The organism is Alloyangia mangrovi (assembly GCF_002300555.2).
Classification (GTDB): Bacteria; Pseudomonadota; Alphaproteobacteria; order Rhodobacterales; family Rhodobacteraceae; genus Salipiger; species Salipiger mangrovi.
The window spans coordinates 1-14,817 of record NZ_NTHN02000087.1 but is presented as its reverse complement, the minus strand read 5'-3'; the positions used below and the strand labels follow the sequence as shown (position 1 = coordinate 14,817).

General features: G+C 67.7%; 17 protein-coding genes. 1 reads left to right on the top strand and 16 read right to left on the bottom strand.

Going from position 1 to position 14,817, the window contains the following annotated elements:
- Positions 1 to 79 precede the first annotated feature (79 nt).
- The 5 genes from CLG85_RS25725 to CLG85_RS25705 are packed head-to-tail and all read right to left on the bottom strand — an operon-like array spanning position 80 to position 4,546.
- Entirely contained in the window at positions 80 to 823 is a 744-nt protein-coding gene (locus tag CLG85_RS25725; RefSeq protein ID WP_260350261.1) for an MBL fold metallo-hydrolase, read from the bottom strand.
- On the bottom strand, positions 820 to 1,854 hold the full coding sequence (locus CLG85_RS25720; RefSeq protein ID WP_260350260.1) for an ABC transporter ATP-binding protein: 1,035 nt from the start codon (positions 1,852 to 1,854) through the stop codon (positions 820 to 822). Before CLG85_RS25720 ends, CLG85_RS25725 begins: the two co-directional genes overlap by 4 nt.
- Positions 1,851 to 2,621 (bottom strand): ABC transporter permease, encoded by a 771-nt coding sequence (locus tag CLG85_RS25715; RefSeq protein WP_095882109.1) that lies wholly within the window; start codon positions 2,619 to 2,621, stop codon positions 1,851 to 1,853. The genes CLG85_RS25720 and CLG85_RS25715 overlap by 4 nt, the downstream gene beginning before the upstream one ends.
- Positions 2,621 to 3,475, bottom strand: coding sequence for an ABC transporter permease (locus CLG85_RS25710; RefSeq protein WP_095882108.1), 855 nt, complete (start codon positions 3,473 to 3,475; stop codon positions 2,621 to 2,623). Before CLG85_RS25710 ends, CLG85_RS25715 begins: the two co-directional genes overlap by 1 nt.
- A 9-nt stretch (positions 3,476 to 3,484) precedes the next feature.
- Entirely contained in the window at positions 3,485 to 4,546 is a 1,062-nt protein-coding gene (locus tag CLG85_RS25705) for a polyamine ABC transporter substrate-binding protein (protein WP_095882107.1), read from the bottom strand.
- 115 nt (positions 4,547 to 4,661) lie between these two features.
- Between CLG85_RS25705 and CLG85_RS25700 the strand changes: the two genes are divergently transcribed.
- Positions 4,662 to 5,288 (top strand): TetR/AcrR family transcriptional regulator, encoded by a 627-nt coding sequence (locus CLG85_RS25700; RefSeq protein ID WP_095882106.1) that lies wholly within the window; start codon positions 4,662 to 4,664, stop codon positions 5,286 to 5,288.
- A 105-nt stretch (positions 5,289 to 5,393) separates the two neighbouring features.
- Here the strand turns inward: CLG85_RS25700 and CLG85_RS25695 are convergent, their stop codons facing one another.
- The 11 genes from CLG85_RS25695 to CLG85_RS25645 form a co-directional block, all read right to left on the bottom strand.
- On the bottom strand, positions 5,394 to 8,144 hold the full coding sequence (locus CLG85_RS25695) for a methyl-accepting chemotaxis protein (RefSeq protein WP_095882105.1): 2,751 nt from the start codon (positions 8,142 to 8,144) through the stop codon (positions 5,394 to 5,396).
- A 163-nt stretch (positions 8,145 to 8,307) separates the two neighbouring features.
- Positions 8,308 to 8,520 carry a gas vesicle structural protein GvpA gene (gene gvpA / locus CLG85_RS25690; protein WP_095882104.1) on the bottom strand — a complete coding sequence of 71 codons (213 nt, stop codon included), beginning with the start codon at positions 8,518 to 8,520 and terminating at the stop codon, positions 8,308 to 8,310.
- Between the two features lie 229 nt (positions 8,521 to 8,749).
- Positions 8,750 to 9,655, bottom strand: coding sequence for a hypothetical protein (locus CLG85_RS25685; RefSeq protein ID WP_095882103.1), 906 nt, complete (start codon positions 9,653 to 9,655; stop codon positions 8,750 to 8,752).
- Entirely contained in the window at positions 9,652 to 11,100 is a 1,449-nt protein-coding gene (locus CLG85_RS25680) for a chemotaxis protein CheW (protein WP_260350259.1), read from the bottom strand. The genes CLG85_RS25685 and CLG85_RS25680 overlap by 4 nt, the downstream gene beginning before the upstream one ends.
- A 400-nt stretch (positions 11,101 to 11,500) precedes the next feature.
- Positions 11,501 to 11,833, bottom strand: coding sequence for a gas vesicle protein K (locus CLG85_RS25675; RefSeq protein ID WP_235865523.1), 333 nt, complete (start codon positions 11,831 to 11,833; stop codon positions 11,501 to 11,503).
- The gene (locus CLG85_RS25670; protein ID WP_260350258.1) at positions 11,830 to 12,450 is read right to left on the bottom strand and encodes a hypothetical protein; all 621 of its coding nucleotides are present in this window, start codon (positions 12,448 to 12,450) and stop codon (positions 11,830 to 11,832) included. The genes CLG85_RS25675 and CLG85_RS25670 overlap by 4 nt, the downstream gene beginning before the upstream one ends.
- Positions 12,447 to 12,650 (bottom strand): gas vesicle protein, encoded by a 204-nt coding sequence (locus CLG85_RS25665; RefSeq protein WP_260350256.1) that lies wholly within the window; start codon positions 12,648 to 12,650, stop codon positions 12,447 to 12,449. Before CLG85_RS25665 ends, CLG85_RS25670 begins: the two co-directional genes overlap by 4 nt.
- Entirely contained in the window at positions 12,643 to 13,329 is a 687-nt protein-coding gene (locus CLG85_RS25660; protein WP_260350255.1) for a GvpL/GvpF family gas vesicle protein, read from the bottom strand. The genes CLG85_RS25665 and CLG85_RS25660 overlap by 8 nt, the downstream gene beginning before the upstream one ends.
- Positions 13,326 to 14,255, bottom strand: coding sequence for a GvpL/GvpF family gas vesicle protein (locus CLG85_RS25655; protein WP_260350254.1), 930 nt, complete (start codon positions 14,253 to 14,255; stop codon positions 13,326 to 13,328). The genes CLG85_RS25660 and CLG85_RS25655 overlap by 4 nt, the downstream gene beginning before the upstream one ends.
- Positions 14,252 to 14,497 carry a gas vesicle protein GvpG gene (locus tag CLG85_RS25650; RefSeq protein WP_260350253.1) on the bottom strand — a complete coding sequence of 82 codons (246 nt, stop codon included), beginning with the start codon at positions 14,495 to 14,497 and terminating at the stop codon, positions 14,252 to 14,254. The genes CLG85_RS25655 and CLG85_RS25650 overlap by 4 nt, the downstream gene beginning before the upstream one ends.
- Positions 14,497 to 14,817 (bottom strand): GvpL/GvpF family gas vesicle protein (locus CLG85_RS25645; protein WP_260350252.1); only part of this gene is annotated, 321 nt, incomplete at its 5' end. The genes CLG85_RS25650 and CLG85_RS25645, both read right to left, overlap by 1 nt.

Sequence of the window (14,817 nt, the reverse complement as noted above, 5' to 3'; positions counted from 1 at the left end):
CGCTTGAGCAGGCCCGGCCGCGCGGCCCGCAGGGGGCAGGGCATGCCGCCCTGCCGCCGCTCAACCCGGGCGGGGCGCTCTAGACGCCCTTGTCCCTGAGCCAGGTGGTGACGATCTCGGTCAGCCGCTCCCCGGAGAAGGAAGGGAAATGCCCGCCGTGCACGATCCGCACCGGCAGCTTGGCGAGGCGCTGCATGGAGCGGATGTAGGCCTCGGCGTCGGCGTGATACGTGTCCTCGATCAGCGGGCCGTCATAGACGATGTCGCCCGAGATCAGCACACCCGAGGCGGCCTCCCAGAGCGCGATGCCGCCGGGGCTGTGGCCGGGGGTGGGGATCACCTCGAAATGCCGGTCGCCGAGGTCGATGATGTCACCATCCTCCAGCAGCCGCGTCGCGGGGGCGCCCTTCACCGCGTAGCTCGTGGAGCTGTAGGGCACGTCCGGCAGGGCGTCGAAGATCGCGTCGGTGACATAGGGATCGGCGAGGGTGCTCGCGCGGGTCGGCTCGGCGAGAATGTCGGCCTCGGCAGAGTGGCACAGGCGACAGGGAAACTCGTGATGGCAGCCGATGTGGTCGAAATGGGTGTGGCTGGCGACGGCATCCAGAGGCCGTTCGGAGACCAGCGGCACCCATTCGCGCAAGCTGACCACGCCCATGCCGCTGTCGACCATGAGATCCCGGTCCCGCCCGCGCACGTGCCAGATGTTGCAGCGGTAGAACTCCTGGATGAAGGGCTCGTCGATCCAGGTGATGCCGTCGCCGACGGGTCGCTGGCGGTACCAGTCACCGGGCGGGATGCGGGGCGGGATCCGGGAGGTCATGCGGCGGCCTTCGCCACGGGCGCCAGCACCACCGGGTTGCGGCCGAAAAGCTCGACCTCGGCGCCGGGCCGGGGATGCTCGCCCTGCGGCAGGTGCGCGGTGAGCAGCATCTCCGGCGCGGCGAGCGGGCGGAAGTGGCAGCGGTGGTAGGAGCCGTAGAAGGCCGCCTCCACCAGCGTTGCGCGGCCGAGGCTGAACGCCCCCGTGAGGCCGATGCTCTCGGGGCGCAGGCAGAGCGTTCCTTCTGCGGGCGCGATGGCGAGCAGGCCGAGCTGCGAGGTGACGCCCGCTCCGGCGGGGCTGACGGGGATGCGGTTGGTCTCGCCCATGAAATCCGCCGAGAACATGGTCTTCGGGGTCAGGTACACCTCCTCGGGGGTGCCGCAATGCTCGATCCGGCCATGGTTCATCACCACGATGCGGTCGGCGATGGCCATGGCCTCTTCCTGGTCGTGGGTCACGTGCACGAAGGTGGTGCCGACGCGGCGCTGGATGGCTTTCAGCTCCTCCTGCATCTGGCGGCGCAGCTTGAGGTCGAGCGCCCCGAGTGGTTCGTCGAGCAGCAGCACATCCGGCTCGACCGCGAGTGCGCGGGCGAGGGCGACGCGCTGGCGCATGCCGCCCGAAAGCTCGTGCGGACGCCGCGCGGCCTTGTCGGCGAGGCCCACCATCTCGAGCATCTCGAGCGCCTTGGCGTTGCGTGCGGCCTTGGCCATGCCGCGCATGCGCAGACCGAAGGCGACGTTGTCGCGCAGGCTCATGTGCGGGAAGAGCGCGTAGTCCTGGAACATGGTGGTGGTGGGCCGGTCCTTCGGCGCCACATGGGTCATGTCGCGCCCGCCGATCAGCACCTGCCCCTCGGAGGGCGTCAGGAACCCGCCGATGATCGACAGCAGCGTGGTCTTGCCGCAGCCGGACGGGCCGAGCAGCACGATGAACTCGCCCGCGGCGATCTGCAGGTCGACCCGGTGCAGGGCGGTGAAGCTGTTGAACCGGTGCTCGACGGCCTTGACGTGGACATCCGCGGTCATTTCGATCCCTTTCGGAAAAGCGTGAGTTCGAGCGCCACCACCACGATGACCGAGACGAGGAAGACCAGCGAGCCGACGGCATTGGTCGCGGGCGAGAGGCCCGAGCGCAGCATCGACCAGATCTCGACCGGCAGGGTCACGTCGAAGCGGGTCAGCAGGAAGGCGATGATGAACTCGTCCCAGCTGAAGGTGAAGGCGAGGAAGAAGGCGGCGGCGAGCGCCGGGGTCAGCATCGGCGCGGCCACGAACCAGAGCACCTGCCATTCGCGCGCGCCAAGGTCGCGCGCGGCTTTCAGCGCGCTCTTCTGGTGCTCGCCGATGGCGGCGTAGAGGATGGCGAAGCAGAGCGGCAGGTTGATCACCACATGGCCGATGCCGGTGGCAAGCAAGGACGGGCGGATGCCGATCTGGTTGAACATCTGCAGAAGGCCGAGCGCGATGATCAGGTAGCTGACGGTCATCGGCGCGATCAGCAGGCCGCGCATCAGCACCGAGCCCGGCAGCACCACGCGGGCCAATCCGGACGCGGCGAGAAACCCCAGCGTCAGCGCCACCAGCGGCGACAGCAGCGCCACGATCAGCGAGTTGCCGAGCGCCTCCATCATGGCGCGATCGGTGAGGATCTTGGCGTACCATTCGAAGGTCACGCCCTTGAACGGCGGCACCGGCAGGCGTCCGTCCTGGAAGGAGAAGATCACCAGTGTGACGACCGGCAGCAGGATGAAGCCGAAGAGCGCGACGAGATAGGCCCAGGAGAGGTATTTCATCACACGCGCTCCATCTTCAGCCAGCGCGCGCAGGCGGCATAGGCGAGCGTCACGATGACCATCAGCACGACGGAAAGCGCCGAGGCCATGGGGAAGTCTCCGCGTCGTCCGAGCTGCAGCATGATCAGCTGCGGCAGGGTCAGCTCGTTGTTGCCGCCGAGGATCTGCGGCGTGATGTAATCGCCGATGCAGAGCACGAAGGTCAGGAAGGCCCCGGTCATCACGCCGGGCAGGGTCAGCGGCAGGATCACCAGCCGGATCACCTGCCATTTCGACGCGCCGAGGTCCTCGGCGGCGCGGGCGTAGTTCGGCGAGAGCTGGATCAGGTTGGAATAGATGGTGAGGGTGAGGAGCATCACGAAGAAATGCACGAAGCCGATGATCGTGGCCGAGCGCGTCGCCATGATCTGCACCGGTTCCGCGAGCAGGCCGAGGCCCACGAGCGCGTTCATCACCACGCCCTTCTCGCCCAGCACCAGCGCCCAGGAATAGGATCGCACCACGTAGGAGGTCCAGAACGGCAGCACCGCCAGCAAGAGCGCCATGCGCCGCCAGCGGGCGGGCACGCGGGTGGCGATGATCCAGGCCAGCGGCCAGGCCAGCAGCACCGAGACCACCGTGACCACCGCGGTGATCTCCAGCGAGACGAAGATGCCCCGCCGCAGCGACGGGTCGGTGAAGATCCGCAGGTAGTTGCCAAGGTCATGGCCCTGCACGATCTCGCGCCCCTCGAGATGCGCGAGGCTCATCATCACCATCGCCGCGAAGGGGATCACGAAGAAGCCCAGCGTCCACAGCAGCGCGGGAGCGACCAAGGCCGCTCCCTGACGTTTTTCCTGTCTTTCGATGCTCATCTGTCTCTCTTAGTTCTGGAGCATGTCGGTCCAGAGGTCCTGCATCGCGGCATCGGTGTCCGCGTCCGGCACCGGGTAGAGCTGCGCGCGGCTCAGGTAATCCGGCTGGTCGTCCCAGCGCAGGATCGCCTTCTGCTCATCCGTCAGCACGTCGCCCGCCGCCTTGTTGGCCGGCATGCCCCAGTAGCACGACGAGGTCGCAAGCCGCGCCTGGCCCTCGGGCGAGGTGATGTACTTGATGAACTCCAGCGCCAGCTCGGGCTTCTCGGTGCCCTCGACGATGGCCAGCGACTGCGCCCACAGGAGGCCGCCTTCCTCGGGGATGGTCCAGTCGAGGTCGGGGTTCTCGGCGTTCAGCACCGCGGTCAGCCACTCGCCGCCGCCGATCAGCACGTCGACCTCGCCGGTGGCCAGCGCGGTCTGGCTGCCCACAACGTCCGAGACCTGCTTGGAGGCGGCGCCCAGCTTCATCAGCGGCGCGCGGATGGTCTCGAGCGCGGCGGCGTCCAGATCGGCGGTCTTGATGCCCGCCTCGAGGCCGACGAGGCCCAGCACCGGCAGGTAGTAGTCGTAGATGGCGATGCGACCGTCGTACTTGCCCGACCACAGCGCATCGAGGCTTGCCATATCCGCCGGGTCCACCGCGGCCTTGTTGTAGGCGATGGTGTTGTAGCCGAACTTCTCGGTCACCGCGTAGGTGGTGCCGTCGATGGTCGTGTGATCGGCCAGCACCGCCTCGGGGAAGTAGCTGTCGGTCGAGAGCTGATCGGCGGGCAGAGGGGCGAGCAGCCCGCGCTCGACGGCGCGGCCCACGTCCACCGCGTCGATCACCATCACGTCCCAGTCGCCCGGGCGGGACTGTTCGAGCAGGGTAAGGCCCGCGGCGGTGCCCTCGTATTCCTTCACATTGACCCGGACGTCATGTGCCTCTTCAAAGGGCTGCAGCAGCTCGGGGTCGGCGTGGTCGCACCAGATCAGCGCGTTGAGGTCCTCGGCCTGGGCGGCAGAGGCGAGGCTGGAAGCGAGCCCGGCGGTGACGGCCAGAATCGAGCAGGTCTGTTTCAGTGCCATTTTTTTCCTCTCCTGTCGGGGCGCGGGCGATGTTCTCTGCCCTGCGTCTGGGAAAAAAGTTGAACTGGTTCAGTTTTGCAGTCAATATCAATTTTAAAGTGACCAAGGAGGCCCCATGGCCGGACTGCGCGAAAGACAGAAAGCGAAGCGTCATCGTGCCATAATTCAGGCAGCGAGCACGCTTTTTAAGCAGAACGGATACGAGGCGGCGCGGATCGAGGCGATCGCCGAGGCCGCCGAGGTCTCTGTCGGCACCTTCTACAACTATTTCGAACACAAGGCGGACCTGCTGCTCGCCATCGTGTCGATGGAAGTCGAGGAGGTGCTGCACCAGGGCGAGGGGGTCGTCGCCGCCCCGCCAGGCGATGCCTACGAGGCGATCTGCGCGCTGGTGGCCACCTATTACGATCACTCGCTGGTCTATCTGACCAAGGAGATGTGGCGCACCGCCATGGCCTTCTCGATCCAGAGCCCGGACACGCCCTTCTCGCGCCGCTATCGCGAGCTGGATCAGCAGCTTTCGGAACAGGTGGTGGCGCTGATGACGCGGCTGCAGCAGGGCGGCCTGCTGCGCGCGGGTGTCGACACGCGCGCCTTCGGCGAGCTGACCTTCCTCGGGCTGAACGGGCTCTTCACCACCTACACGGTCACCGAGGGCATGGCCCTGGACGCGCTGAAGGCCGGCATGTTCCGCCAGGTCCGCGCCCTGACAACCCAGATCGGCACGTCCGAAGGGGCGTAGCGCCGGACCGCGCCAGGGGGCAGACGGCGATCCAGCCTAGATGGCCCCAACCGGCAATGGGGCGAGGGCGCCCCTTATCGCGCGCCCGCCACTTGCGGGCCGGCATCACGCGCCATCGGATGTTCCGGATCGCGCGATCACCGCCTTGTTCAAATCCGCTATCATCTTGACGACGACGCTCGACACATTTTCCTGAGAGATCGCGCAGTCCGCGATCATTCGGATCGACTCTGCGGTGTGGCCCAGCGAACTGACGATCTGCTCGAAGCTTTGCAAGGCGCTGCGCGAGCGTTCCGTGCCCTGGTTGACCCGCTCGCTGGAGATGATGATGAGCTTGCCGATCTCTTGCGCGGCCTTGGAGCTGCGCTCCGCGAGCTTGCGCACTTCGTCGGCCACGACCGAGAAGCCCACGCCGTGCTCGCCGGCGCGCGCCGCCTCGATCGCGGCGTTGAAGGCAAGAAGGTTGGTCTGATTGGCGATTTCGGAGATCACGCGGGTGATCTCGGCGATCTCGGACGAGGACTTCTCGATGAGCTCGATCGCGTCGATCGCCGCGTTTAGGAACTCCAGCCCGTCGCTGGCGGTGCGCGTGGTGGAGTCGGAGGCCTCGCGAGAGGCGCGGGTGGCCTCGGAAATCTTGCTGATCGAAGCCGAGAGCTCGGAGACGATGCCGTTCATCCGGTCGGCCTGTTTCTGGATTTCCTGCTCGAGGGTCACCTGCTGGGTGATATCCTGGGCACATTTCACTACGCCGACGGGCTGATTTCGACTGTCAAGCAGCGGCGAATAGGTTGCGAGGATCCAGACCTCGCGTCCGAATTTCCCCAGCCGCCGATAGCGACCGGTCTGGAATCTTCCTGACCGAAGGTCGGCCCAAAAGTCGCGATAGTCCTCGGAGCGGATCATGTCCTGATCGCAGAACATCGAGTGATGCTGGTGCTGCACCTCGCGCAACGTATAGCCCATTGTCCGCAGGAAGGTGTCATTGGCGGTGATCACATGGCCTTCCATGTCGAACTGGATCATTGCCTGGCTCCGGTCGATGGCGCGCAGCTGGTTCTGGGCGTCCAGCTCGTGATGCTTGCGTGCCGTGACATCCATGGCGAATTTCACCACCTTCACCGGATGGCCGGATACGTCGAGGATCGGGTTGTAGGTGGCCTGGATCCAGACCTCCCGACCATCCTTGCTAAGCCGCTTGTATTCGCCCTGGTGGTAGGCACCATCCCCGAGCGCCTTCCAGAATTCGGCATAGGCGTCGGTCTTGGTATATCCGGGCTCGCAGAAGACCCGGTGATGCTTGCCCTTGATCTCGGCCTCCGCGTAGCCCATCAGCTCGAGGAAGTTGTGGTTGGCACCGAGCACCGTGCCATCGAGGGCGAATTCGATCACCGCCTGGCTCCGGTCGATCGCCGCCAACTTGCCGCTGACCTCGGCTTGCTCCTGCATGGCGGCGGTGATGTCATAGGCGATCTGCATCACCTTGCTGACCTTGCCTTCGCCATCGAGCACCGGCGTGTAGCTGGCGCGCAGCCAGACGCTCGCGCCGTCCTTGCCCAGGTGCTCGAAAACCCCGGACTGCGGGCTGCCGGCCTTGAGGTTCTTCCAGAAGTCTCGCTGATCCGAGCCCTGCGCCACCCGCGCGGGACAGAGGTCGCGGTGCCGGCGCCCGATGATCTCTTCCGGCTGGTAGCCGAGCGCCCTGAGAAAGTTGTCATTGGCACGGAGCGTCACGCCAGAGGGGTCGAATTCGGCGATGGCGTTCGAGCGGTCGAGTGCGGTCTGCATCGCGCGAAGTTCGGCGTTCCGGACGATGTTCCCGGTGATGTCCTGGGCGACCTTGATGACCCGGCCGAGCTTGCCCTCTCGGTCTGGCACCGGGGTGTAGGAGGCCGCGATCCAGATCGAGCTGCCGTCCTTGGCGCGCCGCTTGTAGGTGCCCGTGACGATTTCTCCGTCATTGAGCCTGCGCCACAGCTCGGCCTGTGCGGCATCCTCTGTCTGGGACGGCGTGCAGAGGATGCTTTGGTTCTGTCCGAGCAGCTCGTCTGCCGCGTAGCCGGTCAGGACGAGGTAGCAGGGGTTCACATCCAGGATTGTCCCGGCGGCATCGAACTCCAGCACCGACATCGTCTCTTCCACGGCGGAGGCGATGCTCTGGGCGCGGCGCGTCTCGATCGTTTCCTCGGTGGCGTCGCGCAGCACGAGAAAGACGCGTTCCACCTGGCCCGTTGGCCCGAGCAGCGGCACAAGGCCACCGGTGACATGTGTGCAGCCGCCGCCGTCGCGCGGGAATTCCAGGCGGTGGCTGTCGCTGCGGCGCGACGCGATCGTGCCAAGGATGGGCGCGAGCTGCTCGGACATGGTGACGAGTTCGGCCAGCGCATGGCCGACGACAGCGCCCTCCGGCCGGGCCAGCATGTCGAGCGCGCGGGGATTGCAGGACAGTACCTTCAAATCCGTCGTCAGCTCGAGCAAGCCCTGGGTGGCGTTGATCGCGTCGAAGAAGCGGCTTCGGCGCGCTGGCTCGGACCGCGTGCCGATCAGCAGCGCCTCGGCGGGCTCCGTGTCCGGCAATGCGAGCAGCCGGGCGGCGAGTTGCTGATCGTCGTGGAGCGTCAGCACGATTTCCTGCGGCGCCGAAAGGCTCTTCAGGGCGGCCAGCAGCGGCGCGGGGCTGGCGAAGAGCTCCTGCGGCGGGCAGGGCAGCCGGGTCTTCGCGGTCAGGCACTTGCGGGCGTCGGGCGACAGTGCGAGGACCATTCCGTCGGACAGCCGCAAGCGCGCCGTGAAGCCCGAATTGAGGATGTTCTGGCACAGGTCGGCAAAAGACAGGCCGCGCGTGAGATCGGTCACGTTCGGGGTTCCTTCTCAGAGATGACGCTGCGAGGTCTCTTGGTGAAAGGCCCACTGCAGAGCTCCTGTATTGCCCGCGGCTCCAGCGGATCGCGGGCGCGCGGGATCGGGCCGACAGGACGGAGCTTTGGTGGGCTCCGTCTTTGGCCGCGCCCCGCCTGCCTCAGGCGGCTTGCGGATCTACCGTCAGCCCGATGGCCTCTGCGTATTTGAGCCAAGTCTCGACCGAGGCAATGACCGCGCGCACCTCGATCGAAAGCAGTTCGATCCCCACGAGCGAGACTCGCACGAAGGCATCGACCACGATCCCCTTGTCCAGAACGCGATCCACCACCTCGGTCAGGCTGGTGGATGCCAGAGTTTTTTCGACTGCCATAGGATACCCTTTCCTGTTTCTTTCTGGCCCGTATTCTTTTGGTCCATTTTCAATAGACCCGTGACATGCGGCCCGTTTCATATGGCCTGCTCCAATGCGCCCGGATGACCTGGGCAAGGTCGCTTTCGGCCCCAGTCGCCCCATGGATCGCCCAAGACGACGGATATCGCCGAAACGATAATCCCCGGTGAATGGCGCAATTCCATCTGGCTAAAATTCTCTTCGCTCGTCATGCGGAGCGGCGATTCTGGTTGGACATTGCCAGCTCCTGGCGTGCCATCCATTCCGCGAGGATCATCGTGAGGTCACGCAGCGCTTCGGCAGAGCTGGCCTGCTGGCCGAGTAGCCGCGTCTCGAGCTGCCCGAGGTGGTCGCCGAGCCCCTGATCAGCTGGCCCGTCCTGCGGAGGGGAGGCGGATTCGAGCCGCTGAACCGTGCCCTCGAGGCGGCGGAAGAGCGTCTCGAGCCCGTCTAGATAGTGCCCGAGGGCCTTGCGCTCGGCGGTGAGGCGCCTGTCGCCGTTGCCAAGGGCGTGGGCCAGGCGGTCGAAGCCGCGCCCGATGTCGCCGCGCAGAGGATCGAGATCCGGCTCCGGTCGCTGCTCCAGCCGCTCAAGCCCGAGCCGGATTTCCGCAAGCGCGTCCGGCGCGCCGGACGAAATCTGGTCGATGGCGGCGAAGATCTCGTCGATCCGCGTGGTCTGGCCCGGCGGCCGGCCGGCGGTTGAGAGCGCCTCGATCGCCTCTTCCAGTCTCGACAGCAGCGCCTGCTCCTTCTTGCGGGTTGCGGCGCTGCCGGCGACCTTGCGGCCCAGGCGATCCAATCCGCGCAGCATAGCAGCCTGCATGGTTTCGATACGCGCAACCACTTCGGCACGGTCAGAACGGGCCTCTTCCAGCGCTGTGGCCAGCCGCTCGAAGCCGGCCTGCAACCGGATCGGCAGCGCGTCGGGCGACAGCTCGGGATCGGGGCAGGCCAGTTGCTGGGTCAATTCCATCAGCACCAGTTCCATGTCGTCGAACCGCCGACTGAGCTCTGCCTCCGTGCCCTGTATCAGGCCCGCAATCTCGGAAAACGGTGCGTCGGGCCCGGGTCTGCCGTCCCGGTCGGGCAGGGGCGGGTCGTCGCAGGTCACATCAGGCTCCCACCGATCTTGGCGACCGGCAGTTCCCGGAGGACATCGAAAAAGGGGATGAATTCGCCGGTGTCGGTCTTGCGCAGCATCCTGTCGTCCGCCGTCCCGGCCCGGCTGCACTGCGCCACTTCGAGAAGTCCCTCCGCCACCGCGCCAACCAGGGTCTCGCCGATGCGGAAGAGAAGCACGCAGGCCTTGCCCTCTTCGAAGAAGGCGAACTCGCCGAAGAAATGCGCGACGGAAAAGATCGGGATCACCTGCTTGCGATGGCTCAGGCAGCCCATGTAGGCGTCATGCCGGACCTCGGCGTAAAGCAGGTCCTCGGGCAGATGCAGGATCTCGACGATGTCGGTCAGCCGGCATCCCATCCGGCGCTGCGCCGCGTGGTAGATGAGGCACAGATCCGCGCCCTCTGCAGCGCGCTCCGCGGCGGGATCGTCGAGTGCACCGGCACTTGCGGCGCGTGTCGTGCCCGCAAGTTGGACCACCACCTCCTCGGCGAGCAGGGCGGCGCTGTCGACGACCATGAAATGCGTGCCATCGCTGTGCATGTAGACGCCGCTGAACAGGTCGCTGCGCTGCGAGATGGCCGGGGGCACCTCGAGCAGCGCGTGGCGCGGCACATGGGCGATATCGAAGAAGCGATCGATTTCAACGCAGATCAGACCCCCCGCAGGTACCCGCATCGCCACCGAGGCGGACCTTTCGGGGCTGGAAAAATTGCGGCCGAATCCCATGAGGTGAAGGCTGTCGAGGATTGGGATTTCCCGGCCATGATGTTCGATCACCCCGTCGCAGGGCGCATGGGCCATGGGGCTCGGCAGCAAGGGGCGCATCGGGATGGTCGCCTGTATCTCGGCCACGGGCAAGGCAATTCCCTGGCCGGCATAGCTGCAGAGCAGGACGGCCTGGGCGTCCCGCGAAGGGGCGGCCGAGATTGCGACGCCGCGGTCGCGCTGCAGGGCGTAAGGCAGGCCGGGCAGGTCGAAGAGCCGCTTCGGATCGAGGAGTCCGACAACCACGCCGTCCCGCACGAAGCTCCGCGATCCGGCCAGAAGATCGCTGCGGCCGGCGATGCCCATGCGGGTGATGCGCCCCGGCTCGAGCGCGGTCATACCTTCGAGGCTGTCGACCACCAGCCCGACCAGCCGCCCGGGCTCGGCGCTGATGAGGATGACCACCACGCGGTCCTGCAGCGCCAGGGTCGACGGGCGGCCGAGGAGGGTGCCGAGGTCGACCAGCGGGATCGTGTCCCGGCGCAGCACCATCGCCCCCAGGAGCCCCGGCAGCGACGCTGCCAGCGCGCTGAGGGTCGTGGGGAAGGGCACTGCCTCGCGCACGCTGAGGGCTGGGATGGCCAGGCGGCAGCCGCCCACGTCGATGAGCCCGAAGATTTCGCGCGCGGGGAGTTTGGGCGGCCCCTCCTCTGGCGCGGGCGTATCCACCCTGGCGGGTGCGGGCGCCGCCGCCTGGTGTGGCGCAGGTTCGGTTTCGGACTGGTGCGCCCCCGCTGAGGGAGGCGGCACCCCTTCGGTCCGCGAGGCAGGGAGAGGCCCTAAACCATCGGCTTGCGCACTTGCATGGCATTCGGCTTCCAAGCTTCCAGGCTCATCGGCCCCAGCCCCGGCCCCAGCCCCAGCCTCGGCCCCGGTCGCGGCGCCGTCCGGCCGGTCATCGCCCGCCACCACGGGCGTCGATCCGGCCTGCATCGTCGTTGGCATGGCCGGCACATCGTCCGGCTCCGAAATCGCCTGCTCATTTCCGTGTGCAGAACCCAAGTGCCAGCCTCCCGCGATCGGTGGGCCTGATCTTAGGCAGGCAAGGCTAATGTCGGGTTAAGCGCTGTCAGATCGTGCGTCCCAGCGGGCCGAGGTCGAGCGAAAGATCCTCGGGCGAAAGGCCGAACTGGGCGGCGAGCCGGTGCAGCGCTTCCTCTGCGCGCATCAGGGTAGTCCCAAGCCGCTCTTCCTGCTCGGGCGTCAGGCTGCCAGCCTCCATCCGTCGCAGGGCCTGCAGTTCCATGAGCTGTCGCAGGAACGCCATCAGCCCCAGCGCCAGCCGCGCCAGGTCCTGCTCAACCCGCTCGGGGTCAATGCGGATCCTTGTCATGGCGGGTTGGGCGCCGGCGAGGGCATCGTCGGGGGTGGCATCGGGGCGGTCGCAGGCGTCTTCCATCATGCGGGCTCTGCCGCGCAGGGCGCGCCGCTTACCTGACCGGCCGCGTTGCAGAACCGCGCGCCATGGATGAAGGCGGGCCAGGGTCCGCTCAGCCTCAGGCTCAGGCGAAGCTCCGAAGGGCAAACCGCGGCCAGCTGCCGGGCTTTTGCGGTCACCTCCGCGGTGGGCAGCAGCAGGACCGATTCGGCCCGCACTGCATGCGAGTCGCCGGGCAGGGGAAGCGCCCGCGGTGCCAGATCCGCGAGGCAGGCGTCGAGCCGACGCTGGGTCTCGATGCTCCGCAGGCGCGCCTGCAGGTAGGACAGGCCATCAGTGGGCGGAGCAGGCGGGCCATGCGGCGGCGACAGGGTAAGGATCATTTCGGAATGCTCCCGGAGGCGCTCGACAATGTCCAACAGCAGGCTGCTCCGTGCCGCGGCCCATGACAGGGCAGCTTCGGGCTCGGGCGCGGACCTCACCGCGAACGGCAGGAAGGCGGGCAGCGCGGCGTGGGCCCTCAGGCAGAGCCCGAGCCGGGCCCGCGCGGGCGCCTCGGTCGTCAGGAGCGCAAGGGGCCCGGCGCGCAGATGGGGTAGCGCGCCGCGCTCTTCGATACGGCAGAGGCCCAGGACCCTCAACCTTCGCTCCGCGAAAAGCGTTCGGGTGTCGTCAACACGGCCTTGAGCCCGAGATAGACCAGATCGACGTCTGCCACGGTCAGCCAGAGCTCACCCTCGATGACGCAGCCCCGGTCGAGCACGCGGTCGACGAGGTCGACCAGCGACGGGCTGTCACTTCGCGCCGCGGTCGCTGGCGAGACGAGAAACGGATCAGACATCGGCGGGCACCTCCATGGCAACATGGGCAAAGCTGTAGGGCGGGAAAGGTCCGGCGAGGCGCGCGATCAGGCCGTGATCGGCACACCAGCCAGGCAGTGTCTGGCGGAGTTGCGCCGCCGTTGCAGGGGTCATCAGCAGGGCCAGCTCGGAGCGGCGCGGCGGCCGTGCCGGGCGCGGCTCGGCCTCGGCGGCGAGGTCTTCGGCGCGCAGGAAGAGCGCGCGCAGGGCTTGGGACTGCGCTTCGGAGGCTTTGAGGCGCCTGTCCCGCCGAATCTTGCGGAGCTTCAGGAACTCCCGCCCGGTTTCGGGATTGGGCGCGGCATTGATGGACTGGACGGCATCCCCGGGCTCGACCGTCAGCGCGTATTCCGCGTGGCCGCGCAACGCCTCGAGCCGGGCCGTGCAGGGGGCAAGCCGCTCCGCCAGCGCCTCTTGCAGGGCGCGCGGGCCGGAAAAGCAGGTCCCGAAGCGCACTGGCAACACCGGTCCCGACGCGAGGTAGCAAGAGAGCAGCCGGTCATGCGCCAGAACGCTGTCCAGGGCGGCATCCTGCATGGTGGTGCGGGCGCCTTCGGTCACGATCGCGGTCATCGGCCCGATCCGAAACCGCCGATGCAGTGGGGCGCCGGCGGCGGGTTGGCCCGCGGGGACGAGCCCGTGCAGGTGGAGCACGCTCATCCGTCTGTTCCGCTTTGGCGTGGCGCCGCGCCCGGCGCCGGCAGGCTGCGCGGTCCGACCGGATCGGCGCAGCCCTCGCGCCTGACCGAGAGGATAGGCACCTCCTCCAAGGGACCCGGAGGCAGGGAGAGCGCACAGACCCGGCTCAAGAGACGGGCATGGTCGGGATCGCAGCCCTGCCGGAGCGCGCGCCTGCGGCGTTCCGGGACCAGAGGTCCAAGTGCTGCGAGCGCCGCGCCCGTCGGCGGCGAGGGGAGCCCGAGGCCAAGCGCGGCGGCTGCGCTGCCGACGTCCGCCCCGGATATCCGGCGCAGCGCGGCAAGCGCGAAGGAGACCGCGGGGCTCGGGCCCACGAGGCGCAGGCGTAGCCGTTCTGGACAGAGCGCGTCGATCCGCGCAAGCAGCGCGTCGAGTCGGCCTTCATCCGTGATGTCGAGGAGAAGGACGCGGTTCATCAGCATGTCGTCGCTGCCGAGCGGCAGCTCGATACTGTCTTGCACGAGCTGCGACAGCCGGGCCTCCAGCTGAATTCTTATCGCGGCCTTGTCTGGCGGAAGCGGGAGCCGCGTCGGGCATCGGCGCGGCGCGGCCATGTCCCAGCACACAGTCAGCTGGAACTGCACCCGCCCTTCCAGCCGGTCGCACCATTCGGCGAGTTCTGCATGGGCAGGGGCCAGGTCCGCAGGCGTGAGCCGGACACCAGGCTGCAGGGCAAGGACCGGCCCCAGCGGCAGAAGTGATTCAAGCTGCGCTTGGCGGTGTCCGGCATGCTGCAGGACCGCGCTGCGGGTCTTGCCGAAGGTCACCCGGCCGACTGGCAGGTCGACCCCGTGCACGAGCAAGAAGGCGCCGCAGGGCTCTCCTGAGAGACCCGCCGGCAGCGGCATCTGCGCATGGGGCCGCAAGATGGCGAGCGGCGCCGTCATGTGGCGCCCCGCCGCGCGGCTTCGGCCAGGCGCGCCATCAGCACCTCTTCCGCCGCGTCGTAGTCTGTCTCGTCGAGATCGCCGCGATCCGCCGCGCCAGCCAGCGCCTCGAGCTCGCGCCGGATGCGCACTGGGTCGTAGAATTCGGTCTCGGCCGCCTGCGCGAGCTGCGCGGTGACCCAGAGAGCGCCCGAGAAAGGGGCGGTCACCGGCGCGCCGAGAAGCTTGCGCAAGAGCCCCATCAGAGTACCTCGCGGTCCGGCTCGGTGGCCAGGGAGAAGGAGACAAAATTGAAGGGCGGCGTGGGGTGAACCAGGCGCAACAGCGGTGGCGTGCCCGCGAAATCACAGGCGGAGGCTGCCTGTTCCGCGGCATGGGAAAAAGCCTCGACCCCCGCTTCGGGCAGGAGGAAGGCGGCCCGTAGCGCCTGGACGTCGTCCTCGGGGGGGGTGCAGCACATGCGCGCGTGCGAGAGGCGCAAGGCGGCGCAGTAGCGCGTGCTGGCAGGCGGTCCGCCGCGCCTCCAGCGCGTCGGCGACGCGGCGCCCGAGGTCGATCTGCG